Origin of the sequence: Pseudoalteromonas sp. MMG012, assembly GCF_018100875.1 — a bacterium.
In the GTDB taxonomy this organism is placed as follows: Bacteria; Pseudomonadota; Gammaproteobacteria; order Enterobacterales; family Alteromonadaceae; genus Pseudoalteromonas; species Pseudoalteromonas aurantia.
Genome location: NZ_JAGJEF010000022.1, coordinates 12045 through 37057, shown reverse-complemented (window position 1 = coordinate 37057; position 25013 = coordinate 12045). Strand labels below are relative to the sequence as shown.

The window sequence follows — 25013 nt, the reverse complement described above, 5'->3', positions numbered from 1 at the left end:
TCCTTAGCTATTAAAACCGGGTAAACCCACTTCTTTTGCGGCTTTAATTAATATTTCTATTGCTTGATCTAAATCCTCTTTAGTATGTTGAGAGAGCACACTGATCCTGAGTCTTGCATCGCCTACGGCAACGCCAGGAAAGACAACGGTTTGGCAAAACATGCCCATTTGTCGAACATGATGGCCCAGCTCCATTGTGCGCTTTTCATCACCAATAACGATGGGAATGATGGCACTTTCTGAATCACCTGTATCAAATCCGCACTCACGAAGTGCGCTATGTAAGTAATTGACATTACTCCAAAGGTTTTCTAGCCTCTGGGGTTGTGTTTCCATGATATCGATGCACTGTATTAACCCAGCAGCCACATGGGCAGGAATGGTGGCTGCAAAGACGTACGAATTTGCATAAAAACGCAAATAATCAATAACCTCTTTATCGCCGCAGACGAATCCCCCCATACCGGCAAGCGTTTTACTCATGGTACCAAGTTCAAGGTCTACTTCATGTTTTAAGTTGAAATGTTCAGCTGTACCAGAACCAGTGGCACCTAATATCCCAGTTGAATGAGCATCATCAATGAGAATACGGGCTTGATATTTGCGCGCTAACCTGACCATTTCAGGGAGTTTGACGATGTTGCCGTGCATGCTAAATACGCCGTCAGCGACAATGAGCTTACCACCGTCATTATCACTACAGTTTTTAAGGACTTCTTCCAATGACGCCATGTCATTGTGTTTGTAAATTCGCTTTTTAGCACCAGACAATTTACAACCATCTTGAATACTCATATGGTTATACACGTCAGTGATAATGGTGTCTTTAGGGCCCATTAATGCTGAAATTGTGCCTAAATTAGCAGAGTAACCTGAAGGGAATACAATACAGGCTTCACGGCCTTTAAAGCGGGCTAAGCGCTCTTCTAACTCAAGGTGTAAGTGGTTCGTACCGCCAATTAAACGGCACCCCGTGTTAGTGGCTCCATACTGCTTTACAGCATCACTAATTGCGTTAACAACCCGAGGTTCATTGGCTAAGCCTAAGTAGTTGTTTGACGCAAACATTAAAAACTCACGCTCTTTATTTTGATATGCATCAAAAATAATGGCACGATTCTCACATTTTGAACTAAGTGGCATGCCGTACCAAAAGTCGCCCGTTTTTTCATGTGATGCATAAAAATCATTGAACTTTCTCACTTTACTGAACAGATCAGGATTCCCATCCGCCACGAAATCTCGCATGGTTTGAGAGGAGATTGAGGTATCAGCAGTAACAAGTTGGTTAGTATCTTTCAGCACAGGTTGTGCACCGATATTCATGCCCAGAGAGGCAAGTTTTTGTTGCCCTTTTTCTGTAATTGCAACGTCTTTACAACAATTAATAAGATCGGCAATGGTATTAAAGCTTGCTGTATTGAGTTTGTTCTCAAAAGCAAATAGCGGCTGCATTTCATCCACAATACTTGCCAATATAATGGAGTCTATACCTAGGCCTTCCTCCATAGCTTGATCGAGCAATAAGTCTGACTCTGAATAGCATGTTTGCTCTTTAACGATATCGAGTATGAGCGGCTGAATCTCAGCCGCTAAATGGGTGTTTAGTGTCATGTATAAATCCGTTTATTTAGTTGATTTCTTCAATGCCAATGATTTGTTCAAGGGAAGGCGCCTCAAACTCACCTGTAGGTTTAGTGGAAATTTTTTCCTTCAAAGCCTTTTGTTCGTTTGCTTCACGGATCAGCTTTTCTCTAAAGCGGATATAATGTGCGTTTACTTTATCTAGTGAGATTAGACGATTGGCCTTTGGACTTGATACTTTTGGATTTTGATATGAGATCACAGCCATATCTTTATCCTGTTGTACAAAACGTTCGATACGGCACATGTACCATGGGCGCACTGGTCGCCAAAACGAGATCGGCAGTGGTTTAATGAGTGGCAGTAGCAAATCACGTTTGGGTTCTTGGTAACAAACACAGACCCAGCAAGTATTGTCGTCTATGGGGGTCGGTATGAAAATAACATCAAACACATCACTTCTGATCAATACCAAGTTAGGCATTTGAACATCAATACCAAACTTCCAACCACGAGTCCAAGGCTTACGAGCGACGAGGGTTTCCTCTGCTGTACGTTCATCATCAGGGCGTAATACAAAATCACTGGTTATTAGCGTGCCATCTACTTTGCACTCAAAGTTGTCTACTTTACCGCCTTTAGGGTCCCAAATGTTGATTGCAGATCCTTTGTGAACAAAGGGAATATGATAAATTTCACACACACTTTCAACGTAGCGAGTGTAGTTGATTGGTGCATCCCAACCGTAAAAAGAATAGTATCCTTTGTATTCTTTGAACTGTTTAAACATAGGAACTTCTGGATACTCATTCTCTGGCAATTGATCACCATACCAAAACCAAATGAGTCCGAACTCTTCTTTTACTTTATAGGTTTTTACACACATTCCTTTAGGAACGTCACCGTTTTTTCCCAATACAGGCATGTGAACACAATCACCTTTTTGGTCAAATTGGAAGCCATGGTAAGGGCTGGCAATTACATCACCATGCTGCTGTCCGCGACTTAGCATAACGTCTTTATGTGGGCATTTATCATCCATGCAGACGAGCTTGCCTGTTGTATCGCGATATAATACGAGTAGCTTATTTAGACGTTTTAGCCCGATTGGTTTCTTTTTGACATCTTGGATTCTTGAAATTGCATACCATTGATTAGGGATCATAGTGCGGCCTCCTTATTGCTGTGATGTTCGACGACTTTGCTGAGTACTGCGACGGTCGCAAAATTGTCAGGGTGAATATCGATAACCGGTAATCGCAATGCAAATTCGCGATGTATAAACTCAACAACGTCAAAAATAGAGGCTGAATCTAAGATGTTTAGCTTGATTATTGGTGTGTCAGGAGCAACTTGTTCATCGTCATCGAGGTAGCTGGTGGCGATAAAGTGGCATAGCTTTGCTGACACAGTTTCAACTGAGGGGTTTAACATGTTGAGTCTAACTCCGTTGGGGTCGTTTTATTTGCTACTTGGTGTATTTTGTTCGCCAGCAAAGAGGGAGTATTACAGCTATAAAGTATGTCTGGAGCCAAATAAACGCCGGTTTGCTGTTCTAATCTAAATAGGACCTCCATGGCCAATACCGAGTCTAGTCCGACATTAGCGAGAGAGTCTTTAGGTGATATTTGTGCACTTGCAACACCAGTTAGTTCAGTAACTTGGAGAATTAACCAGTGTTCAATATTGAGGATATCTTTCAAGTTAAGCGTGTGCGAAGCGCTGGATTTTGGGTTAGAACTATGTCGTTTTTCTTGAAATTTAAAATGGAAATACGTATGCAACTCAGATTTCTCAAACGCCTGCTTAATTGCAATGCGTTGTAACTTACCTGATGAGGTGATCTTGATGGTTTTGCGGGGTAAAAACAGTATTTGGTTTGCTTTGACACCAAAACGATCAATTAATCGTGTGTTCAACGACGCAGTTAGTGCCTCAAAGTTGTCAATATTACGAGGCACCTCGATGGCCATCACCAATTGCTCATTCTGTTCATGCATGACCGAAAATGCAGCACTTCGGCAATTTTTTAACTCAGGAAAAGCCAGAGATGCCTCATACTCAAGATCTTGAGGATAGAAATTGGCACCTCTGAGAATAATGACTTCTTTTAAGCGGCCAGTGATGAATAATTCGTCATTATCATAAAAACCGAGATCTCCTGTACGATGAAATGTTTCGTCGTAGTTATCCAGTTGTAGGCCAAAGTTTGCGATGGTCCGAGCTTCATCTTGCCAATATCCAGGGCTTATGCTGCTGCCTTGTAGCCACACTTCCCCCACTTGCCCTTGTGCTACCTCAGAGTGTGAAATGGGGTCAACTACCTTAACATTAAGAGAGTGATGTACAGTGCCACTACTGACCAACCATTGACTGTGTTTCGCTTCAGCTGATGCTTGTTTTACTACACCGCGTTTAAGTAATGGTTCATCAACACACAGTTGTTTGTATTGGTGCCCATGAGGTTTCCCGCTTACCATGAGGGTTGCTTCAGCCATACCGTAACAGGGTAAAAAAGCATTGGCTTGTAGACCGCATTGCGCAAATTTATCAAAAAACTGAGTAATGGTATGCGAATTTATAGGCTCAGCACCACAAAATAGATTCTCAAGCGATGATAAATCAAGCTCGGCTAATCTAGCTGGACGAATATTTTTGAGTGCCAAATCGAATGCAAAATTAGGCGCGCCTGTTGTGGTCGCCTTAAAATCAGTGACTGCCTTCAACCAAGTAAATTGGCTACGTAAAAATAAATCAGTTGGCATTAGTAAGGTTGGGTATCCGGTATAAACACCTTGCATAACACCACCGACTAGCCCCATATCATGATGGGGAGGAAGCCATAACATCATTCGAGTTTTATCTTCTACGTGTCCAAAACTTTGGCGTATAAGTTCAGAATTTTCTAGGGTGTTTTGATTGGTAATGATGACACCTTTAGGCTTACCTGTGGTGCCAGAGCTATATTGCAATAGGGCAATATCGGCATTATCAGTTTTGAACTCATGTAACCCAGGCGCATGCGCATTGGTACAATCCTCGACCAATAACCAACGAACATGTTTATCAACAAGTTGTTCTTGCAGTAAGGGAAGGATCTCCCTATTAGTGATTATAATTGGGTTGCCTAAGTCACTAATCGCATAATGAGTCGTTCAATTTGTAGCTGATTTTTAGGTGGGAAAGAAGGGACTGCAATAACCTTCGCGGCCATACATCCGTAAAAAGCAGATACAAAATCAGCACCTTGTGGGAGCACAATGAGTGCTTGATCTTGTTCTGAGTTCACACATTTAGACAGCGAGAGCAATGTGTGAGCTATTTGGCTTATGGCCGTCGCAAGCGTTTTGTAATCATAGCTTACTGATTGCTCACCCTTCGCAGTTATAAACTGAAAAACTTCTTGGTCAGGCTTACTTAGTGCGTCCGATGCGAGTAAATCAATCAAGCTATTTGCTTCACATTGTAAAAGGTCTCTTTTTGGAAAAAGAGGGTTCGAAGTTCCCATGCTACATAATCCTTTTTGCTTTACTTGGTTACATAATTGAACACAAATGCTAAAGGAATGTGTAGATATGTTAAATATTAATCCGAATTAAACGGTATTTATTAACATTTAATTAACTATTGTGGGCGAGTATTTTCGTTTTTTGGTGATTTTTTAGCAACTTTGTTGATAGTGCTTTTCATTACCGTTCCTGTGATAGATGTATTTTTGTCGTCTTTTTGAACAGGTGGATTCAGGTGGGGTGATTTTATTTTAAGTTAAAACAATAATTTAAAATTTAATTTTAAATTGCTTTCGATTGCTTCCTGGGTAGGGGCGGGATTGTTGTGAATTTTGATGACGTGGATACTCTATTCTTAATTTTAATAAATTAAATAAGTCATGAAAATAATTTGTATTGGGTTTAGTTCCCATTATTGCTGCATAATGTGCAATATTTAATCACTATCATTTAGATCACGTTTTACTGTGTTGAGTGAACAGGATTTAACAGTAGTAAAAGTGTCCATGCGGACACTTTGAAACTGTCCGCGGACAATAAACATTACCCATAAAAATTAAAATTCCTTTATAATCAACAGCTTATTTTTTGGCATGATATTCGGATAGTAAAAGGAAAGTCAGATTATTTAAAGAGTACAAGATGTTGTTAACGAGTGCGTTTCTAATTTCTCCAGTAATTATGTTTATTGCTGTTGCTTTGGTCACCCTATGTGAAGCAATGAGTACTGTTGTAAGGAGAGGAAAATGATAAAAGACACCAGTGGACAAGATAAGCCCGTTCAAGTGAGCAAATCATCACATGTTAAAAAAGGCTTATTGGGCGTTGCATTACTTTTGGGGATTGCAGTATCTGCAAATGCAGTGATTAATACCAGTAATGCACAGTTATCGTTAGCGAAAAGTAGCTTAAACATTGCGAAAGTGACCGTGGGTAATTTTGTCAGAGATGTTGCGGCAACGGGGTTTGTGGTTGCTGCGAATGCGCCACAAGCATATAGTCCAGAGCAAGGCTTTGTGACACTCAAAGTGAAAGCTGGAGACTCAGTTAAACTCGGACAGACTCTGGCGTTAGTAGACAGTCCTGAATTGGAAAATATATTAAAACAACAACAATCAGAGTTACTCCGTTTACATGGAGAGCTGTCTCGTCGTGAATTAGAGGCCAGACGAGATACGCTAGCACTGAATAATGCATTAGATTTAGCAAAAGTTGAATTAACGGCGGCCCAACGCGAAAATAGACGTGCACAACTGTCTATTAAGCAAAGCCTTATTAGCCAAATTGATTTGGAACAAGCACAAGATGAGTTAGCAAGAGCTGAACTTACTTTTCACCATGCAGTTAAAGAAGCGGAGATCACAAAAGACACTTTGGCGTTTGAATTAGAGTCAGCAAAAAATACCGTAGCACAACAGCAGCTCGCGGTGGATGAGTTAATTCGTAAAGTTAATAACTTAGATGTGAAAGCAAGTGTTGCAGGTATTGTGGGCAACTTGTTAGTACAACCTAAATCAGCCGTATCAAAAAACCAAGCATTAATGACGTTAGTAGATTTAAGTGCCTTTGAGGCGCAGTTGCAAGTACCCGAAAGCTATGCAAATGAATTAGGCCTCGGTATGGATGTAGCGTTGAAAATTGGCGGTAAAGATGTGATGGGCAAATTGTCAGCTATTTCTCCTGAGGTTAACGATCGGGAGGTCACTACTCGCGTTCGCTTTTCTCAAGAACACATCAGCAATATTCGGCAGAATCAAAGGTTATCAGCAAGGATCATATTGGAAAATAAAGAAGACGTATTGATGATCCGTAGAGGCGCATTTTTAGATGCTGGAGGTCATGTTGCTTATAAAGTCGAAGGTGATACTGCAAAACGTATGTCAATTAACACCGGCGCGACGAGTATCCGCAGCGTAGAAGTACTCGATGGTTTGCGTTTAGGCGATGAAGTGATTGTGTCAAATTATGCCCAGTTTAAAAAAGCAAATACGGTGTTGCTACGAGAGTAACTCTATTTAGCAACCCTGTTTTAAATCAAATATTCAAATTGTAGAACAATAAAAATTATTAGGAACAAACATGTTAAATATGAATGGTATAAGCAAAGTGTATCAAACAGAAATGGTGCAAACTCATGCCTTGCGAGACTTTGATTTGCAAGTTAATGAAGGGGAATTTATTGCAGTAACGGGGCCTTCAGGTTCAGGTAAAACGACCTTTTTAAATATTGCCGGTGTACTGGAGCCGTTTACACAAGGCCAGTATTTACTTGATGGTGTAGATATTGGCAAGCTAAATGACAATCAACGTGCTGATATTAGGAACCAAAAAATAGGTTATATTTTTCAGGGGTTTAATTTAATACCAGACTTAAACTTGTATGAAAATGTTGAAGTGCCATTACGTTATAGAGGCATTAAAGCTGCTGAGAGAAAGCGTCGAATTGAATCGAGTTTAGAGCAAGTAGGTTTAGCGAGCAGAGCGAAACATTTACCGCAGCAGCTATCAGGCGGTCAGCAGCAAAGAGTAGCTATAGCTCGCGCATTAGCGGGTAAACCACGCTTTTTATTGGCAGATGAGCCAACCGGTAACCTAGACAGTTTAATGGCTCGGCAAGTAATGGAACTCCTAGAACAAATTAACCGCGATGGGGCGACCATCGTCATGGTAACACATGATCCGGAGCTTGCTCGTCGAGCGCCAAGGAATATTCAAGTTGTTGACGGTCAAATCGCGGATTTTTCTCTTTATCAGGGAAATCCAGCAGCAGTTGTTGGAGCGTAATTATGTTTTTTCATTATGTTGATTTAAGTTGGCGAAGTTTGAAGCGTACACCGATGGTGAGTTTACTGATGGTGATAGCCATTGCTGTGGGAATTGGCATCACGATGACGAGCCTCTCGGTTTACCACATGATGTCAGCAGATCCGATCCCGAGCAAAAGTACACAATTACATCACGTTCAATTACAAACGATGGATGACGGTCGCGATTGGTGGTCAGATGATAATATGCCTTATCAAGTTACTTATCCGGATGCGATAAATTTATTAAATGCAGACTTACCCTATCGTCGAACCGCAATGATTGCAGCAGGGTTTGCGGTACATGTGGATGATAGCGATATGAAACCGTTTCTAGAGCGAGCACGGGTCGCCAATGCAGATCTCTTTTCCATGTTTAATTTGGAATTTATTTACGGAAGTGCCTGGACGCGAAACGATGAAGACACGCAAGCATCGGTGGTGGTTATTTCACAAAGTTTGAATGACACACTGTTCCAAGGTGAAAATTCGGTTGGTAAAACAATTAACTTGGATGGTATGACGGTGCGTATTGTTGGTGTTATTAAGGATTGGCCAACCTACGTCAAGTATTATGACCTGAATAACGGGGCATTCCGTGACCCTGAGCACATATTTTTACCATTTAGCTTAATTGCACCAAATGAAATCATTACGTGGGGGAATAGTAATGGTTGGAAAGCGGAGAATGTCAGAGGCTTTCAAGATAAACTCAAATCAGAACAGTTTTGGGTACAGTTTTGGGTTGATTTACCTACAGACGAAGATGAGTTGGCATATGGGCAATTTTTAATGTCGTATATGGCCGAGCAGCAGAAACTAGGTCGGTTTGCCCGTAAAGAGTTGGATTTTGCATTACGTGACGTTAAGCAAATGATGGTGTATCGCGAAGTGGTTAATGAAGATAATAAAATATTGGTGATGCTGAGCTTTATGTTTTTAGCTGTTTGCCTTGCCAATATACTCGGACTGCTGCTGGCTAAGTTTTTACGACGCGCACCTGAAGTTGGTGTAAGGCGTGCACTTGGGGCAAGTAAGACACAGGTATTTATTCAGCATTTAGTGGAGGTAGGGTTACTTGGTGTAATAGGAGGAGTACTCGGTATTTTCATTGCACAAGCTGGCTTATGGGGAATGCGAAAAAGCAATGATGCGTACACGGTGATTGCAGATATGGATTTAACTATGTTGCTTTCAGCCCCAGCCATTGCTGTAAGTGTCTGTATTTTAGCTGGCCTTTACCCGGCATGGTTAGTATGTCGAACCACACCAGCCACTTACCTTAAAAGTCAATAAGGACCCATTATGTTTGAATTTAGACCCATTATTAACGCATTACTGCGTGCTAAGTCTGGTGCGATCTTATTACTAATGCAGATTGCCATTACCACCGCCATTGTTAGCAATGCCGCCTTTATTATTAACGACCGCATTGCGTACCTAGAGCAAGAAACTGGATTACCTGAACAAGATCTTTTTCAATTTAATATGATGATTTTTGGGAAAAACATTGATTTGGCAAAACAGATTGAAGTTGATGAAAGCTTGTTGCGCAGCATACCAGGCGTGATTGATGCAGTGTATATTAATGCAGTACCGCTGTCGGGCGGTGGTTCAGGGGGGAGCTATAATTTACTGCCCTCAAATGAAAAATCCCCGTCGATAAATGCCTCCTATTTTAGGGCTGATAGCCATGTGTTAAATACACTCGGGGTGGAACTGGTCGCTGGACGAGATTTAAATGAATCAGATGTAATGTTCACCTCTGATGTAAGTGAATTGCCTAAAGTGGCTTTAGTAACTCAAGCAATGCATGACGAAATGTTTCCACAAGGCAACGGTCTTGGTAAAACCATTTATCGTCGAGATAATGCGATAAAAATTGTGGGTATTATTAAACTTTTAAAAGGGCCGTGGTTGCAAGATGAAAGAAGAGACCGTTCACTTATTTTTCCACAAGTTCGACCAAGCAGTTTTCAAAAGTTTTTGATTAGAACAGAGCCCAATGAAAGAGCCGCAGTGATGCATCGAATCGAAGATGTTTTGCTTGCGGAGTATCCTGATAGAGTCATTGACGTGATCAAAGGCTTAGATCAATTAAAGGCGGAATATGTGGCTGAGGATACTCTGATGGTTCGCATGTTAATGGTGCTTATAACGGTGTTAGTTTTGATAACAGCGTTAGGGATCTTTGGTTTAACCCTATTTAATATCAATAAACGATTAAAGCAGATAGGGACTCGACGCGCACTTGGCGCAAGAAAATCTGCAATAATACGGTATTTTTTAGTAGAAAACACATTAATATGCTCTGTGGGGGTTGTATTGGGGAGCGCGGGTGCGCTGTGGATGGGGGCGAAGTTAATGGCGTTATTTTCATTACCCTCATTATCAGTGTCTTACGTTATTGTAACGGGCGCATTCGTTATTTTGATGAGTTTGTTTGCTGTCATTGGGCCAGCCAAACGCGCAGCAGATATATCCCCTAGCATTGCCACGAGAAGTATATAATTATTCTTTATTTATTAGTTGTTTAGCATAATTAACCAACATGTTACACTGCATCAGCGGTGTAACATAAAAGAAGAAAAAGATGGATAAAATACTGATTGTGGATGATAACCAAGCGGTGCTTGATGCATTATCTTTATTACTTGAAATTCACGGATATGATGTTGTGACAGCCGTATCGCCTTTTGATGCAGAGCAAATAATTCGATACCAAAAAGTATCGCTTGTAATGCAAGATATGAATTTTACCGCGGATACGACATCTGGTGAAGAGGGCATTGCACTGTTTAATGTGCTAAGACGTTTAAACCCAACATTACCTATTATTTTGATGACGGCTTGGACCGAGTTGGAAACGGCCATAGAGCTGGTCAAATTAGGCGCAGCTGATTACATTGCGAAACCTTGGGATGACACCAAGCTGCTGACCAGTATTACTAACCTAATCGCCTTAGGTAAAGCCAATGCACAGAATCAGACCCATGAACGACAGAAAAACGAACGCAGGCTGCCTAGAGCGCAGGCAAATCTTGTGGGCTTGGTTTATGCGAGTACAGCAATGGAGCGAGTGGTTGATATGTCGTTACAGTTGGCAAAATCTGATGTGTCGGTATTGATCACTGGACCAAACGGCAGTGGTAAAGAGCGTATTGCGGAAATTATTCAAGCCAACTCAACCGTGGCAAACAAGCCATTTATTAAAGTCAATGCGGGGGCACTACCGCAAGAGCTGATAGAAGCCGAGTTATTTGGTGCAGAAGCAGGTGCGTATACAGGCGCAAACAAAAAGCGCATAGGTCGATTTGAAGCGGCAGATGGTGGCACACTCTTTCTAGATGAAATAGGGAACTTACCTTTATCAGGGCAAATAAAATTATTGCGGGTGTTACAAACGGGTGAGTTTGAACGATTGGGATCAACTGTCACTCAAAAGGTGTCTGTGCGGGTTGTCTCTGCTACCAATGCAAATTTGCACAATGATATTCAAGCTGGGCGATTTCGAGAAGATTTATATTACCGCTTAAATGTGATTGAACTTAATCTTCCACCATTAAACGCCCGTCAAGACGATGTTATTCCGCTTATTCGTCATTTTCTGCCAAGGAGAGAGATAAGTTATCATGCCGAACAAGCACTTATTGCACATAACTGGCCAGGTAATGTGAGGGAGCTTGAGAATGCCTGTAAGCGCGTAAGTGTATTAAAGCCACAGGGCATACTTGAAATCGAAGACTTTGGATTATCAGAGTCTTTGAATATAGAGTCAAACCAAGCACCAACACCAAAGCTTGAGCCGAGTAAGCAAGAGATTGAAGCTGCAATGCATTCACATCAAGGGGTGATCGCCAAAGTTGCTCGCCAGTTTGGATTAACACGTCAGGCGCTATATCGTCGTTTACAAAAATTTGAGATTGACTATTGATGCACACATTAAGTAGCTGGACCCCACGGTCATTGAAAGGCCGGTTTATTGCTGCATCTAGCGCGGTGGTTTTATGCGTTTGTATGCCAATTTTGACCTGGCAATTTAGTAACTGGCAATGGATCGTGGCAGCGACTATTGGCATATTACTACTGACTAATGTGTTGTGCCGATGTTTTTTGTCGGCACTACTTGAGCCAATTAAAGCCCTTGAAGTGGGGTTGCTGAATTTTAAAGATGGTGAGTTTTCTCACTCATTGGCTTACGCTGAGCATGATGAATTAGGGCGGTTGTGTACGTTATATAATGAAACAGCTCTGCAATTGCGACAGGAAAAACAATGGATCTATCAGCGAGAATTAATGCTAGATAAAGTATTACAAAGTTCTCCGCAGGCACTGCTTTTAGTCGACAGCAATGACACGGTTGTATTTAGTAATTATAGTGCAAGGGCATTGTGTAAAAGCAGTGCAGCATTGGAAGGTATGAAAATTGATGTGTTAATGCAAGAGACTTCTGGTGAATTTTTTGAGGTATTACAGGCTGGACGTGAAGGGCTCTTTAGCATTCAAGTTGATAAAGATGAAACACAAACTTGGCACTTGGCAACTGGGCAATTTTTACTTAATAATCAAAATCATAAACTGTACCTGTTTAAGCAATTAACCCGAGAGTTAAGTCGTCAAGAAGTCGCTGTATGGAAGAAAGTGATACGTATTATTAGCCATGAGCTGAATAACTCATTGGGACCAATGTCATCTATGTTACACAGTGCAAAACTGCTAACTGAACACGTTGATGACAAGCGGCTTGAGCGGGTATTTTCTACTATTGAAGAACGTATTCATCACTTAACTGAATTCGTGCAGGGTTATGGTAAGTTTGCTAAATTACCACCGCCAAAATATAGTCAAATAAATTGGGCTTCTTTATTAGCAGGTCTTCATCAGCAATGGCAATTTAATGGACCAAACATTTTACCTACACAGCCGTTTTTGGCTGATCAAGTACAATTAGAACAGTTGCTGATTAATTTAATCAAAAATGCTCATGAATCAGGCTCTAAACCTGAACAAGTCACAATGCATATTACTCAAAGTATGCAAGGTGTTACTCTCTGTGTTCAAGATCAAGGCAAAGGAATGAGTGAGACTGTTATGGCAAACGCGTTGATCCCGTTTTACTCAACGAAGTCGACTGGAAGTGGCTTAGGGCTGGCACTATGCCGTGAAATTGTAGAGGCACATCATGGTCAACTTAGTTTGCATAATCATGAAGAAGGTGGTTTGAAAGTAAAAATATTTATACCACATGAGTGAGCTAAGTGATACGCCGTACCACCGAGCTTTATCAACATACTACCTCGGTGGGTCTATTTGTCCATTGACAGAACTGTTTACTCTAAACCACCCTGCAATTGAATATCGTGGACGTGTGGCTGGAAGCACCTCATGTGGATATTCATCACTTAAAAAAGTGACTAATGTACCAAACTGTGGCGTGATTTTTTGCTGTAGAATACTGTGATCGTGGGCGTCAAAAATAGCCAGTTCACCACCGTAATCGGCTTGCCAGTTTTGATTTAAATATAACACAGTAGAGAGTACGCGATTGGTATTGCCTTGAAAGGCATCGAGGTGTTTTTTATAAAAAGCACCGGGTTCATAATGAGCAAAATGACATTCATAGCTGAATAACCCCATAAAAAGCCGGCGATTCAGATGGTTTTTCAGTTCGTCCATATACGTTAAAAACGTATTTTCTAACGCATGACCGCTGTCAAGCCAATGAATTTTATCGCTGCGTATTTCGGTGTTTTGAGTGTGTTCCGTTTGTCGGCCAATGCCCGCGGCCGAAAAATCACGGCCTGAGAATAATGACAACCGTTGTACTAATGCTTGTAAGGCAGGTTCGGTTTTATCTATGGTTTGAACACTTAAACCCGTGACTCGTAAATCTTGGGCGATACGATCAAATAGTTCGTCAGTTGTATGCAAGAAGACCTCGGCTTGGGCTGTGCTGAATAATATTCAGGGGTTTTACCATATTGCGACTACGTACGCGACTTGAAAGTGTCAAAATAAGCAAAAATGAAGGTATTTACTGATCTAAGTCTGCCATTATATGTTGTGCCGCATTTTCAATGAGGTCAAGCACAACTTCAAAGCCATCACCTTCACCATAGTATGGATCTGGGATTTCATCGTAGCGCGAATCACCATAACTTAGAAAAAGCTTTAATTTATGTTGATATTGTGCGGGACATATAGCGGATAGATCACTGAGGTTTGCTTTGTCCGCGGCCAATATCAAGTCAAAGTCAGCAAAGTCTTTTGAATTAATTTGGCGTGCACGCATATTACCAAAGTCATATCCTCTTCGCTCACCCGCAGCGCGACTTCTTTTATCGGGTGGGTTGCCTTGATGGTAGGCAATGGTACCTGCTGAGTCGACAATAATATTAAGCTTGGTATTAAGTGCCAATTTCCGTAATACCGCTTCACCGGTAGGGGAGCGACAAATATTGCCCATACAAACGATGAGTACTTTAAAGGGGGTATGTTGCGTCATTTTATTATTTAATGGTGTATATATAGATAGAGTAAAAGTACACGAAATCGTCATTGAGTTATAGGTTTTTACATGATTATTCACGGACTGTTGAGTGGCTTTTTTGTGATACCAGAATCACAAAAGGATTAATCGGGCTAGGAGAAATAGCTTGGTATATAGGACTCGAATGGTGTCTTATCCGTGTTTAATTTGAATTGTGTATTTTCCTTGGTAAAGGAACCAATATCGGTAAATTTAAAGGGGGTCATGCGCCGATAATAGTGACAGTATTAAAATATCCAGTGTAGAAATGGCGACATAATAGGCCGTAGTTCGTCAACTTGATGCTTATAACAATCGAGGTATTAAAGTATTTTCGGCACCTATCATGATGATGTTGAGATTCATGAATTTCCAGGAGGATGACGCTTTGAAGGGAAAAGTAAGTTGATTGAACATTGCGGGCCTAAGTTTACGCGTTTAAAACGTGTACATACTGTTTCGTTAACTCGCATTGTGAATAATATACTGGCTGACCATGAACTCGCGCAATTATGTAATGAAGACTCTGATGTAGTTGACCATAGTATCCATGTTATTGCCAGTTATAAGCAGTTGATTTTTTTATTAAGTATTTAATTTTATGTGGAAATAAGCGTGAGTGTGATGTCGTGGGACTTTATTAACCCAGTGTTTTGAAGCAGTGTAATTATTAGCAATGACTTTAAGGGCTCTATTTTTTAAATAGGCTTATTTACTGCTCTAGTTATTTAACTTAAATGCGGTGAATTATCTATTTTAAATAAAAGCTAAACATATCTTAAACATCACGTTAACAATGGCGATGTATTATTATCGGGATTTTATAACACCATAAGGAAATCCCATGAATAAATTAGCTTTACTACTTGGTTTATCAACATTAAGCCTATCAATGACAGCAAGTGCAGCACACTGGTGTGAAGCATATATAGATGCAGTTGTACCAAGCGCATCAGGCATTACCGTAGTTGCAACAAGTAGTTATAATGGTAGATCGTTAGATATACTGACAAAAGATTATGATGATGGTAATTTTGGCGCTATGTATATGCGCTTATTAGATGCTAAAAAGGGTCGATATGTTGTACGGGTATATCCTGTAGAAGCGAAAGGCGAAGAAGATGGCGTATCTTGTACTGATGGTACACAAGACTATCTGAGAACAGTTGTTCGTCCGTTTTAGTTATAACTAGTTGAATAGAACCAAAATTGTTCATTTTAGATAATACAGTTTTGGTTCTTATGCTTGTTCGGATTTAATTTCTTACACTTTTTAATTATAATTTTTAACCTTATAAGTTTAGTGTTGGGTTTTAATTGATATCGCTATTAATGGCTTTATCACTAGTGAATTACAGTGACGACGTTATCATGTCATCGTTATTAAAATAATGAACATGATGATAAATCATGATTTTTATAAAAGTAAAGCCCACAGAGTATACTCGTGTAGGCTTTGCGATATTTATTGCTGTAAAGATTTACCAGCGTATCTGAGTTTTGAATTTATAATGACTCGTGCGGCCCAAATACTTCATATAGTATTCGCTCAGGAGCCACATTGAGTGCGAGCAATTGTTGTTTCATCGCAGCCATAAACGGTGTGGGTCCGCATAGGTAAAATTCACCAGATTCTGTGGGGAGTGACAGCTGCGCTAAATTTATTCGCCCTTGATGATGACCTTCGCCTTGTTCGTACCAAATATCGGCATTTATTTCTATGCGGTCGGTTGTTAATGTGTCGACACGTTTTGCAAAGCTATGTTCTGCTTGATTAATACAGGCGTGAACAAAGTGTGTTTGCGGTGGTTGTGTTAAAGTGGCTATTGATTCAAGCATTGCCATCATTGGCGTAATGCCAACACCTGCACTGATCAGTACTTTGGGCGACATATTACTCTGAAGCATAAAATCTCCAGCTGGTGGGCTGAGCTCGACTTCATCGCCTGCTTTTAAGCTATGCATGTGGTTAGACACTAACCCTTGTTGCTTCACGCTGATCCGGTATCCATTAGGTTGCTTTTCACCTGATAAAGAGTACTGGCGTATTTGTACATTTTGGCATTCTACTGGTTTAACATGTACCCCAATGTACTGTCCAGGTTGAAAGTCGACAACGGCTTTGCTATCTGCACTGCGTAAGTAAAAACTTTTAACTTTGGCAGACTCTTGCACAATGCTATCAACAATAAATGTTCGAGTATTGCGCCATCCGCCGAGTTTTTCCTCGGTGGTTTTATAAATTCCTTCTTCTTGTGTGATAAACACATCTGCCAACAAAGCGTAGGCTTCACGCCAAGCTTGTTCTATATCTGGGGTAAATTCATTAGGCGCGAGCTCTTTGAGTGTTTCAATAAGATGCAGCCCAACAATGTCATAATGATGCGGCAAAATATTTAAACTCGCATGTTTATGATTAATACGTTCAACGGCTGCTGCTAGTACCGGCAAGTTATCAATATGAGTTGCATACGCTGCGAGGGCGTTAAATAGCGCAAAATGTTGTTTACCACTTTGCTGGTTGCTCATGTTAAAGATATCTTTTAGCTCAGGGTTATGTGTAAACATCCGATCGTAAAAATGGGCGGTTACAGCGGTACCTGCTTGAGAGAGCAGAGGGATAGTACTTTTAACAAGTGCAATTGTGTTGCTTGATAGCATTAAATTCTCCAATGAATAAATTAACCACGACGTCCGTCTACACGTTTGTGTGTTAAGACTTTAAAATAAGAAATACTGAATACTGCAAATGCAGCGCTCCATAATATTGCGCTGGCGATCCACGCTGGGTGTGGGCCTATGAGTTGAGGTAAGAAAGCACGGATCACCGCGCCTAGGGCCAATAACGCAAAAGCGATGGACATAAATTTATTTGGCGTCAAAGCCCGTCCGGTATGGCCAAGTGACACGCGTGCAATCATCGCTAAAATAGTTAACCCGATTCCGCCTAATGTTATGAGGTGCAGCGCATCAGTGAATATGATTGTTGGTGTAAAAAAACTAACCCCACACAGCAGCAGTCCACATGCGGAAAATAAATAACCCAGTTGTAATGACCATAAAAGAGGAACGTGGACGATGCCTTTGTGAAACCATAAAGCACTTCGCGTCAAATGTAATACAGAAGCTAAAACAATAAGGTAGCCAGGATTTATTGGTACGCTAAAGAGTTGGTTTACGGCAAATCCGCCGATCCCAAAAGTACTAATAATGAGTAGTAGTTTGTCAAGTAGAGGTGTACGTATTTGCTGCTCAAGTTTAAGTCCACGAGCAGTAAAAAATGGGATCACGCGCCCACCGACGACGCCAATCAGTAACATAAACCCCAACACGGCAAGTTGACTAAACGTACGCGCAATCATGAATTCACCTTGCACGCTGACAATCAGAAATAAAATATTAAATGTACACAAACCGCTTAATATTGCGATGAATGCGTAGTTATTCTTCGATTTTGCGCTGATCAGCATATGGCTTAGATATACAATTGAGTATAACCAAAAGGCCAATTGACCTAGGATCACCACAGGCAACAAATGCGGTGAAACAAAAAAAGTGATACGAGTTATACACCATATGAGTAGTAATGTTATGAGTCGAGGCCCAGACATACTGGGCACATTGGTCCATGTTTGTGCTGCAGTAAGTAAGAAACTCACGGCAATGGCACCAGCAAATGCAAAGATCATTTCATGGGCGTGCCAAAGACTGGCGGGGAGGCTGGTTTGCCACTGTAATTTCCCAGTCAGTAACAACGCCCAGAGTATAATGGCCAGTGCACCCCAGATACTGGCGAGTAAGAAGAAAGCCCTGAATGGCATCATGAATAACGGCCATTGGGACACTTGATACCATTTGTATTGTTCTAGTACAGGCTCTGCTAGGTTGATTGGCCTCATTAACGTACCTCCATGCCGAGCTGATATTGGCACACACAGCGCAATACATAGCTAATTTTAAATAAGCCGGCTAATACAATATTGCTTATGTGGCTGGCAATTTGTGTTGTTAATGTAAAGTGCTCAGCAAGCGGGTAGCTCACGACAATACTTGCGATAAAGCAAAGTCCAAAGGTCAGCAATGCAGCATTGGAATAGTCTAAATGTTGTTGTGATATGAGCATGCGGTTCACCTGAGTTTATCTATGTTGTTTTAGTTATTGCACGCGCCGTGCCAATAAAAAACATTTTATAATTCAGCGTGTTAATGTTTTTTCGTTTGTAAGTAGAGTCGAATTGACTTATATTATATAAGTCTTTAAATAACGAATAGGTCATATTGACATGGACCAAAGAAGCCTTTCACAATTACTCACGCTTAGCTCTTTGTTAACAAAGGCATTACCTAAAAAAACCGAGCAAAACTTAAATCAATTTTATAGTGCTGTAGTGCAAGCAATTAAAACGTGTGTGAGCGCTGATGCCGTTGCTTTACTATTGCATCAACAAGGTGCGTTAGTTCCTGCCGCAATAGATGGTTTGACGCGAGATACGTTTGGTCGACGCTTCAATATTGAAGATCACCCTCGACTGTTGGCAATATCCAGTAGCACAACCCCTATTATTTTTAATGAGCATAGTGAATTACCAGATCCATACGATGGTTTGTTGTTAGCGCAAGAAGGTGATATTCCAGTGCATGCCTGTATGGGGATCCCGTTGTATCACCAACATACACTACAAGGTGTTTTGACATTAGATAGCCTGACTCCAGGCATGTTTAAGCAATACCCCATGCCTTTTTTGCAGCATATTAACGATATTTTGGCGGAGCATTTGAATGTCGCTTTGTATCACGAGCAGTTATTACGCAAAGCCCAACATGGCGATGCGTTAGTGTCTGAATTAAACCAAGCAGCACACGATATGGTTGGTAATAGCACGCTGATGCAATCGTTGAAAAGTGATATTGAATTGGTGGCAAGTTCAGATTTTACGGTGTTGGTATTGGGCGAGACCGGTACAGGTAAAGAGCTGGTTGCGAGAAATATTCATGGTTCGTCACGTCGCTCAAACCAAGTTTTTGTACAAGTAAATTGTGCCTCACTACCAGAAAGTCTTGCTGAAAGTGAGTTTTTCGGACACCGCAAAGGCGCTTTTACAGGCGCAGACAAACACCGAGATGGTAAATTTTTATTGGCAGATGGCGGGACTTTATTTTTAGATGAAATAGGGGAGCTCCCTTTGAACATTCAAAGCAAGCTATTACGCGTGTTGCAAAGTGGTGAAATTCAACCCGTGGGTGCCGATAACACGCAACATGTTGATGTTCGCATTGTCGCTGCGACCAATCGGGATCTTAAAGCTGAAGTTCAAGCTGGGCGCTTTCGGGCTGACTTGTACCATAGGTTAAGTGTATACCCTTTGCAGGTGCCGCCGCTTCGAGCCAGACAAGATGATATTCCGTTATTGGCTGGTTTTTTTATAGAGCAGGTTCGAAAGAAACTAGGTATTGGTCAATTGACCTTAAGTCGCACATTAAGCCAGTCGTTAAGTGAGTATGATTGGCCCGGTAATATTCGCGAGCTTGAACATGTAATAAGCCGCAGCGCACTCAAAGCGAAGCAGGCGCAATGGCAACAAGATATTGTACGAATTGAGTTGATACATAGTGAGTTGAGCCAAAGTGAGCAGCAGGATAAACCCGTAAAAACCGCTGTTGCTGAGTTTGATTCGGCCCTGCCTTTTAAAGAGGCGGTCGATAATTTTCAAAAATCACACATTATTGCTGCACTCAAAGCGCATAAGCTTAATTGGGCTGCAACAGCTCGTGCGCTTCAGATGGACAGAGCCAATCTCGTTCGGTTAGCGAAACGGCTTGGGATAAAAATGACAAAGAATTTATAACTTATTGAATAACGATGATTAAAAACATTGATTATTGATATAAATACCGATGGTAAATATTACGAAAAAGGTATTAGTATTGCAACTCGAATTAGCAATGAAAATAAGTCTCAATAATGTTATAAGTTGTTTATTTTAAAAGAGTATATTAAAAAATTATTAGTTTTAAATTATCTTGATTCGTACATATTTTGGACTAGGGTTAGAGGGCAAGTAACTTTTAACTTAGGGGGCCCTATGCAGGGTAACAAAAAAGTCCTTTTAGTATTGAATCAAATGTTGACGTTTGAACTTACTTCAATCAATCAATATTTTCTTCATGCACGTATGTATAAAAACTGGGGTCTCGAAGAACTGAACGAAAAAGCCTATAAAAAATCAATAAAAGATATGAAACAGGCTGATGAACTGATTGAGCGGATCTTGTTTTTAGAAGGGCTGCCTAATTTACAACATTTAGAAAAGCTACGCATTGGCGAACACACTGAAGAAATGCTGGCGTGTGATATGGCTTTTGAGTTAGAGCAGGTACCCGCCCTCAAAGATGCCATTGCTTTATGCGAAGCCGAACAAGACTTTGTGAGTCGAGATATTTTGGAAGACTTACTAGAGTACGAAGAAGAGTACGTTGATTGGTTAGAAACACAGCAGTTCTTGATCAAAAATACTGGTATTGAAAACTATTTACAGTCGCAAATTGAGGAGTAACGTATGCAAGGCAGTAAAAAAATTATTGATTTATTAAATAAGCAGCTGACCTTAGAGTTAACCTCAATGGATCAGTATTTAGCCCATTCAAAAATTTATGAAGATTGGGGGCTTGAAAAGCTAGGGCAAAAGTTGGCACACGAGTTTGACGAAGAGTTGGACCATGCCAAAGCGATAATTGAGCGCATTTTGTTTTTAGAGGGCAAACCAGACACCGCATCACGTGAGGCAATTCATGTTGGTGATAACGTGAAACAAATGCTAGAAAATGATCTCGCGGCTGAAATGACCGTGGCGGCAAGCTTAGTGAACATTATTACTGAGTGTGAAAAAGAGAAGGATTACGTAACTCGGGAAATATTAGAGACCCTGTTAGATGATACTGAAACTGACCATATCTATTGGTTAGAGCAGCACCTAGGGCTGATTAAGCTGATTGGTTTACCGAATTACATTCAAAGTCAAATGGAGGGTGGCCCCGCCGCTTAGAGGCTACGTTTAAGGCTGCATTTGCAGCCTTCTTTTTTGTGCTGATGTGTATCAAAATTGACGCTAGTTAACTACAGCACTGCAATACATAAAACTTAAATGTACCGTGTTTAAATAAACTAAAGTGGTTTTTTATGTGCATTGCGCGTATTTGGCGGCGGGCTTGATGTGATTTAATAAATAGGCACTGTTTGATTTAACTGCCAAATTTTTGCACGGTTCGCTGTAGATTCAGCACCGCGTTTTTATTATCGTCATGTGAATTCCCAAGTGGTACGCGTTTTCCATATAAATCAACGTATGTACTCCTTGATGAAATACGCTCGTATCTTTGGCAATAAGGATCTTTAGTTGCTTTTTTGCAGACATCTTCATAGGCCATAAATGAGCGGTAGCCGTTTATGTCGCCGTTTCTTTCTTTAGTGGAACCAATGTAAGCTCTATGGCCAAGCGGGCCGGGCTTTTTATTGTGCTTAGAGTGCTGCGCGCCAATTAAGTGGAACAATTCATGGGCTGCGGGGTAAACTTTGTAGTTACTTAAGTATCCAGCGACGCCATTGGCAACATGTTTAAAAGTTGTGTCATGTGGGTTGGTTGGAATATGCGCTAAGCCACTGACTTGGTTATATGGGTCATACACATTATGTATAAAGAGCACTATATCGGCTTTCCATGCTTTTTTTAGAGCACGTAGTGCTTGACTGGTGTCCATTTTATTCAAAAGTGTGTAGAAGTTACTTGAGCAATAATTTGCTGGGCATATATCTGCTGGTGGGGTTGTGTATGAAAAAACAGTACCTAAGCCATTTTTACTGGGTTGGTTTGCCACATAAAATCGCCATTGTCGCCCAGAGATACCGTCGTACATCTCTTCTTTATTTAAAATATCATTCACTTTATCAAATAAAGGAGTAAAAAAAGAACTTCTGAGCTTATAAAGAGGTTGCCGTTTCAGTAAATCAGGGTGAATTAAAAACAGCACACTGATCCCGTTGGTGTGATTAACAGGGGATGAAAATGAGTGAGGGTATTTTGGCTCAGGCCAACTGGTGGCGTGTGTGGCATTGTGTTGGTGATAAACGGCTTCATCCTTTATTTGCTGTTCATGGTTAATAAGATCTTCAGGGACTGATTTTCCGTCGATTATATTATCGTTAAATGGATGAGGGACCGAGTGAGAAAGAGAGACTTCGCCGGAAGGAGGCAACGACACATTTATGAAATCTTCATTGCCGTCTAATATAACCTCAATGGTGTCATGCAGATAAATATTTAACTGATTAAAACGCCGATTAGACACTTTGTAAGTCATGGATGTGAGCTTAGGGGTTAGGGTTTTATCAATTATGTAAGACAAAGAACTTAAATAAACTTCTTTTATTTCGATGTTGTCTTCGGGGGAGATGGCTATTTCTATGTTTAACCTTGAGCTTATTTTACTATCGTCCAAATGATTATAATGACGATAGTCTTCGTCAAACTCACGAGGGTCATAACTGCTGATATTACCTTCATACATGAGATTGTCATTTGCTTGTTGGATTAGAATTTGCAGCATATCGAGATTGATATTCGTATGCATGTTTTTCGTGGCTCCTTGACCATAAAATGACGCTAGGGTAACGAATAGGTATAAAACCTGAATATACATGGGTACTTTCATAGGATCTCCTTTCATATTGAGTACATATTGTTAAATAAAAGCACTAAAATGATATGTTTGCATTTCCAATAATGTCAATTTAAATGAGGGTTTTAAGTTTAATAACGAGTTAACGTAAAACGATGAAAATATAAATTAAGATATAAACAGTGGCTTGATAACTGTAAATTATTCGTAGTAAATAATTTAAGAGCCTGAATTGCACACGGAGCGAGAAGTACAGATTACGCTTAATATAGAAATACGACTATAAAGTGTTTTGGATAAAAGCGCATTCATTGCAACGTCTTCATTACAAAAAATCATTATAAGGCATTGATTAAAATGCATTTATAGCAAGCTACTCATCAAATGCTTTGTATCTAAAATGATGCTTTACGCATAGATAATAAAGGCCGAACAAGTGCTAAATAAAGACCTATTACTATGTTTTACCGGACTTTTAAGAAGTGTTATTAAACCACTAAAAGTAAACGCTTAAGCGCGGGTAACAGATAACTCATCCCGAATGATAATTACACCCTAAATCTTGCGATGGTGGGCATTTTGCTGATTTTACACACTTTACGCAGGGGTAGCCCTACCGCCAATCTGAGGCGTGTGTTCTTTTTCCAAAAGCACTGTTGGGTGAATTAAGTGTTTGAGCGCTTTTTATGCAATTTTAGTCACTTGTTTATTGCCTTTGTTGTGTTACTTATCAGGAGCTTAAATTATGTCTGTTTTTGTATCGAGTGTATTGAACTCAATCAACTCTCTGTCGGGTCATGTTAGTGACCTTGTTGATCAAATAGCTAACTACCAATCAATTTCTCAGTTTTAACTTTGTTGCTGATATTTGGGCATATCTAGCCCATTCATTTTATTTATTGCCTTCACTTTAATCATTGTTTCAGTATGCTGACTATTGAATCGACGACTTTTTAGCTTATCACCCATTAATTGTTTAAAACGATACAGCGCTGTCTCAGCAAGTGAACGTAGATGGTACCCTGAGTTCACTTTCCACTGCGTTAACCTTATTTGGTGCATCATAAATACGGCATTGTTTCTGGGGTGATCTTCTTCCCAATATTGGGCATTATCTCTGGGTGGCACCCGCATAATCGCGCTTTTTGCTGCGACCTCCTCATAGCAACTGCGTGTGTCATATGCTCCATCACCTGTAACTCTGTCTATATTCCTGCGCAGTGGCCTGATTAAATCACTAAGGGCTTCACCATCTGACACATTTACCATCGATAGCTCAGCACCCACAATATCGTGACTTGTCGCATCAATAGCTAAGTGCAATTTTCGCCAAGTTCGACGCTTAGTCGTTCGATGTTTTCTCGTATGCCATTCACCATTTCCGTACACTTTAAGGCCCGTGCTATCGACTACGATATCTATGAAGCCTTTGCCTGCGCTCTTTCTATATTGCACATCAAGTGTTTTACTGCGTTTGCATAAAAAGCTATAACCGGTTGATTTAAAATAAGTATCCATCATAGTCAGCAAGGAATTTACAAACCCTTCTAAAGCCCTGAGTGGTAAATGGAATACGGACCTTAAGGTTAAACAGGTTTCAATTGCTAAATCTGAATAGTGATTTGAACGACCACGGCCACCGTGTTTTTCGGTATTTTGCCACTTTGAGACGGCGCTATCACTGAACCAGATATTGATGTTACCGCGTTGCACTAAAGCACGATTGTATTGTGACCAATTCCTAATTTTTTTCTTCATCTCAAAATATGGGTTAAGGCATTTGATGATCTGATCGTACCAAACCAAAGAAGTTCAATGATTTAGGAAACAACGCCCATGTCAGTGGAATAACCGTTATTAATTCGAGAAGTATTGCTACTTTTAGGTATTACTGAGCGCACTTTCTTAGGCTCA

23 protein-coding genes are annotated in these 25013 nt (G+C 40.5%); 11 read left to right on the top strand and 12 right to left on the bottom strand.

Annotated elements, in window-relative coordinates:
- Positions 1-3: 3 nt before the first annotated feature.
- The 5 genes from J8L97_RS09835 to J8L97_RS23480 form a co-directional block, all read right to left on the bottom strand.
- On the bottom strand, positions 4-1614 hold the full coding sequence (locus J8L97_RS09835) for an aminotransferase class I/II-fold pyridoxal phosphate-dependent enzyme (protein WP_211049167.1): 1611 nt from the start codon (positions 1612-1614) through the stop codon (positions 4-6).
- Between the two features lie 16 nt (positions 1615-1630).
- Positions 1631-2749, bottom strand: coding sequence for a Rieske 2Fe-2S domain-containing protein (locus J8L97_RS09830; protein WP_211049165.1), 1119 nt, complete (start codon positions 2747-2749; stop codon positions 1631-1633).
- On the bottom strand, positions 2746-3018 hold the full coding sequence (locus J8L97_RS09825) for an acyl carrier protein (RefSeq protein WP_192509910.1): 273 nt from the start codon (positions 3016-3018) through the stop codon (positions 2746-2748). The genes J8L97_RS09830 and J8L97_RS09825 overlap by 4 nt, the downstream gene beginning before the upstream one ends.
- Entirely contained in the window at positions 3012-4631 is a 1620-nt protein-coding gene (locus tag J8L97_RS09820; protein WP_247688622.1) for a non-ribosomal peptide synthetase, read from the bottom strand. The genes J8L97_RS09825 and J8L97_RS09820 overlap by 7 nt, the downstream gene beginning before the upstream one ends.
- 80 nt (positions 4632-4711) lie before the next feature.
- Positions 4712-5092, bottom strand: coding sequence for a hypothetical protein (locus tag J8L97_RS23480; RefSeq protein ID WP_247688621.1), 381 nt, complete (start codon positions 5090-5092; stop codon positions 4712-4714).
- Positions 5093-5839: 747 nt separating this feature from the next.
- Here J8L97_RS23480 and J8L97_RS09815 point away from each other — a divergent pair.
- The 6 genes from J8L97_RS09815 to J8L97_RS09790 all read left to right on the top strand — a co-directional run bounded on the left by J8L97_RS09815 (position 5840) and on the right by J8L97_RS09790 (position 13150).
- Entirely contained in the window at positions 5840-7102 is a 1263-nt protein-coding gene (locus tag J8L97_RS09815) for an efflux RND transporter periplasmic adaptor subunit (RefSeq protein WP_211049163.1), read from the top strand.
- 70 nt (positions 7103-7172) lie between these two features.
- On the top strand, positions 7173-7877 hold the full coding sequence (locus tag J8L97_RS09810; RefSeq protein WP_192509913.1) for an ABC transporter ATP-binding protein: 705 nt from the start codon (positions 7173-7175) through the stop codon (positions 7875-7877).
- A 2-nt stretch (positions 7878-7879) separates the two neighbouring features.
- Positions 7880-9193, top strand: coding sequence for an ABC transporter permease (locus J8L97_RS09805; RefSeq protein ID WP_210997657.1), 1314 nt, complete (start codon positions 7880-7882; stop codon positions 9191-9193).
- Positions 9194-9202: 9 nt separating this feature from the next.
- A complete protein-coding gene (locus J8L97_RS09800; RefSeq protein ID WP_211049161.1) occupies positions 9203-10408 on the top strand; it encodes an ABC transporter permease in 1206 nt (401 codons plus the stop codon).
- A gap of 82 nt (positions 10409-10490) precedes the next feature.
- Positions 10491-11831, top strand: coding sequence for a sigma-54-dependent transcriptional regulator (locus J8L97_RS09795; RefSeq protein WP_192509916.1), 1341 nt, complete (start codon positions 10491-10493; stop codon positions 11829-11831).
- A gap of 83 nt (positions 11832-11914) precedes the next feature.
- Positions 11915-13150 carry a PAS domain-containing sensor histidine kinase gene (locus J8L97_RS09790; protein ID WP_211049158.1) on the top strand — a complete coding sequence of 412 codons (1236 nt, stop codon included), beginning with the start codon at positions 11915-11917 and terminating at the stop codon, positions 13148-13150.
- Positions 13151-13189: 39 nt separating this feature from the next.
- Here J8L97_RS09790 and J8L97_RS09785 read toward each other — a convergent pair whose 3' ends face one another.
- Complete coding sequence (locus tag J8L97_RS09785) at positions 13190-13828, bottom strand: 2OG-Fe(II) oxygenase (protein WP_211049155.1); 639 nt, start codon at positions 13826-13828, stop codon at positions 13190-13192.
- Between the two features lie 103 nt (positions 13829-13931).
- A complete protein-coding gene (locus J8L97_RS09780; RefSeq protein ID WP_211049152.1) occupies positions 13932-14402 on the bottom strand; it encodes a low molecular weight protein-tyrosine-phosphatase in 471 nt (156 codons plus the stop codon).
- Positions 14403-14831: 429 nt separating this feature from the next.
- On the opposite strand from J8L97_RS09780, the gene J8L97_RS09775 reads away from it, so the two are divergent.
- Together J8L97_RS09775 and J8L97_RS09770 are read left to right on the top strand one after the other, a co-directional pair.
- Entirely contained in the window at positions 14832-15023 is a 192-nt protein-coding gene (locus J8L97_RS09775; protein WP_211049149.1) for a hypothetical protein, read from the top strand.
- A gap of 247 nt (positions 15024-15270) precedes the next feature.
- Complete coding sequence (locus tag J8L97_RS09770) at positions 15271-15609, top strand: hypothetical protein (protein ID WP_211049147.1); 339 nt, start codon at positions 15271-15273, stop codon at positions 15607-15609.
- Positions 15610-15932: 323 nt separating this feature from the next.
- Here J8L97_RS09770 and hmpA read toward each other — a convergent pair whose 3' ends face one another.
- Genes hmpA through J8L97_RS09755 form a run of 3 tightly spaced genes read right to left on the bottom strand, consistent with a single transcriptional unit; the run spans position 15933 to position 18549 of the window.
- A complete protein-coding gene (hmpA, locus tag J8L97_RS09765) occupies positions 15933-17087 on the bottom strand; it encodes an NO-inducible flavohemoprotein (RefSeq protein WP_211049146.1) in 1155 nt (384 codons plus the stop codon).
- Between the two features lie 20 nt (positions 17088-17107).
- Positions 17108-18325: an NnrS family protein gene (locus tag J8L97_RS09760; RefSeq protein WP_211049144.1), complete on the bottom strand. Its 1218-nt coding sequence runs from the start codon at positions 18323-18325 to the stop codon at positions 17108-17110.
- The gene (locus J8L97_RS09755; RefSeq protein ID WP_192509923.1) at positions 18325-18549 is read right to left on the bottom strand and encodes a hypothetical protein; all 225 of its coding nucleotides are present in this window, start codon (positions 18547-18549) and stop codon (positions 18325-18327) included. Before J8L97_RS09755 ends, J8L97_RS09760 begins: the two co-directional genes overlap by 1 nt.
- Before the next feature lie 160 nt (positions 18550-18709).
- On the opposite strand from J8L97_RS09755, the gene norR reads away from it, so the two are divergent.
- From norR to bfr (J8L97_RS09740), 3 genes are all read left to right on the top strand, one after another.
- On the top strand, positions 18710-20272 hold the full coding sequence (gene norR / locus J8L97_RS09750; RefSeq protein WP_211049142.1) for a nitric oxide reductase transcriptional regulator NorR: 1563 nt from the start codon (positions 18710-18712) through the stop codon (positions 20270-20272).
- Between the two features lie 237 nt (positions 20273-20509).
- Positions 20510-20980, top strand: a complete 471-nt coding sequence (gene bfr / locus J8L97_RS09745) for a bacterioferritin (RefSeq protein WP_192509925.1) — start codon at positions 20510-20512, stop codon at positions 20978-20980.
- A gap of 3 nt (positions 20981-20983) precedes the next feature.
- Positions 20984-21469 carry a bacterioferritin gene (gene bfr, locus J8L97_RS09740; protein ID WP_211049140.1) on the top strand — a complete coding sequence of 162 codons (486 nt, stop codon included), beginning with the start codon at positions 20984-20986 and terminating at the stop codon, positions 21467-21469.
- A gap of 196 nt (positions 21470-21665) precedes the next feature.
- Here the strand turns inward: bfr (J8L97_RS09740) and J8L97_RS09735 are convergent, their stop codons facing one another.
- Both J8L97_RS09735 and J8L97_RS09730 read right to left on the bottom strand, forming a co-directional pair.
- On the bottom strand, positions 21666-23132 hold the full coding sequence (locus tag J8L97_RS09735) for a reprolysin-like metallopeptidase (RefSeq protein WP_211049138.1): 1467 nt from the start codon (positions 23130-23132) through the stop codon (positions 21666-21668).
- Positions 23133-23948: 816 nt separating this feature from the next.
- Positions 23949-24857: an IS5 family transposase gene (locus J8L97_RS09730; protein ID WP_211049136.1), complete on the bottom strand. Its 909-nt coding sequence runs from the start codon at positions 24855-24857 to the stop codon at positions 23949-23951.
- Positions 24858-25013 lie beyond the last annotated feature (156 nt).

Bases quoted from the DNA above. Each gene is read 5' to 3' on its own strand.
- J8L97_RS09835 (WP_211049167.1), bottom strand. From the start codon at position 1,614: ATGACACTAAACACCCATTTAGCGGCTGAGATTCAGCCGCTCATACTC.
- J8L97_RS09830 (WP_211049165.1), bottom strand. From the start codon at position 2,749: ATGATCCCTAATCAATGGTATGCAATTTCAAGAATCCAAGATGTCAAA.
- J8L97_RS09825 (WP_192509910.1), bottom strand. From the start codon at position 3,018: ATGTTAAACCCCTCAGTTGAAACTGTGTCAGCAAAGCTATGCCACTTT.
- J8L97_RS23480 (WP_247688621.1), bottom strand. From the start codon at position 5,092: ATGGGAACTTCGAACCCTCTTTTTCCAAAAAGAGACCTTTTACAATGT.
- J8L97_RS09815 (WP_211049163.1), top strand. From the start codon at position 5,840: ATGATAAAAGACACCAGTGGACAAGATAAGCCCGTTCAAGTGAGCAAA.
- J8L97_RS09810 (WP_192509913.1), top strand. From the start codon at position 7,173: ATGTTAAATATGAATGGTATAAGCAAAGTGTATCAAACAGAAATGGTG.
- J8L97_RS09805 (WP_210997657.1), top strand. From the start codon at position 7,880: ATGTTTTTTCATTATGTTGATTTAAGTTGGCGAAGTTTGAAGCGTACA.
- J8L97_RS09800 (WP_211049161.1), top strand. From the start codon at position 9,203: ATGTTTGAATTTAGACCCATTATTAACGCATTACTGCGTGCTAAGTCT.
- J8L97_RS09795 (WP_192509916.1), top strand. From the start codon at position 10,491: ATGGATAAAATACTGATTGTGGATGATAACCAAGCGGTGCTTGATGCA.
- J8L97_RS09790 (WP_211049158.1), top strand. From the start codon at position 11,915: ATGCCAATTTTGACCTGGCAATTTAGTAACTGGCAATGGATCGTGGCA.
- J8L97_RS09780 (WP_211049152.1), bottom strand. From the start codon at position 14,402: ATGACGCAACATACCCCCTTTAAAGTACTCATCGTTTGTATGGGCAAT.
- J8L97_RS09770 (WP_211049147.1), top strand. From the start codon at position 15,271: ATGAATAAATTAGCTTTACTACTTGGTTTATCAACATTAAGCCTATCA.
- hmpA (WP_211049146.1), bottom strand. From the start codon at position 17,087: ATGCTATCAAGCAACACAATTGCACTTGTTAAAAGTACTATCCCTCTG.
- J8L97_RS09760 (WP_211049144.1), bottom strand. From the start codon at position 18,325: ATGAGGCCAATCAACCTAGCAGAGCCTGTACTAGAACAATACAAATGG.
- J8L97_RS09755 (WP_192509923.1), bottom strand. From the start codon at position 18,549: ATGCTCATATCACAACAACATTTAGACTATTCCAATGCTGCATTGCTG.
- norR (WP_211049142.1), top strand. From the start codon at position 18,710: ATGGACCAAAGAAGCCTTTCACAATTACTCACGCTTAGCTCTTTGTTA.
- bfr (WP_192509925.1), top strand. From the start codon at position 20,510: ATGCAGGGTAACAAAAAAGTCCTTTTAGTATTGAATCAAATGTTGACG.
- bfr (WP_211049140.1), top strand. From the start codon at position 20,984: ATGCAAGGCAGTAAAAAAATTATTGATTTATTAAATAAGCAGCTGACC.
- J8L97_RS09735 (WP_211049138.1), bottom strand. From the start codon at position 23,132: ATGAAAGTACCCATGTATATTCAGGTTTTATACCTATTCGTTACCCTA.
- J8L97_RS09730 (WP_211049136.1), bottom strand. From the start codon at position 24,857: ATGAAGAAAAAAATTAGGAATTGGTCACAATACAATCGTGCTTTAGTG.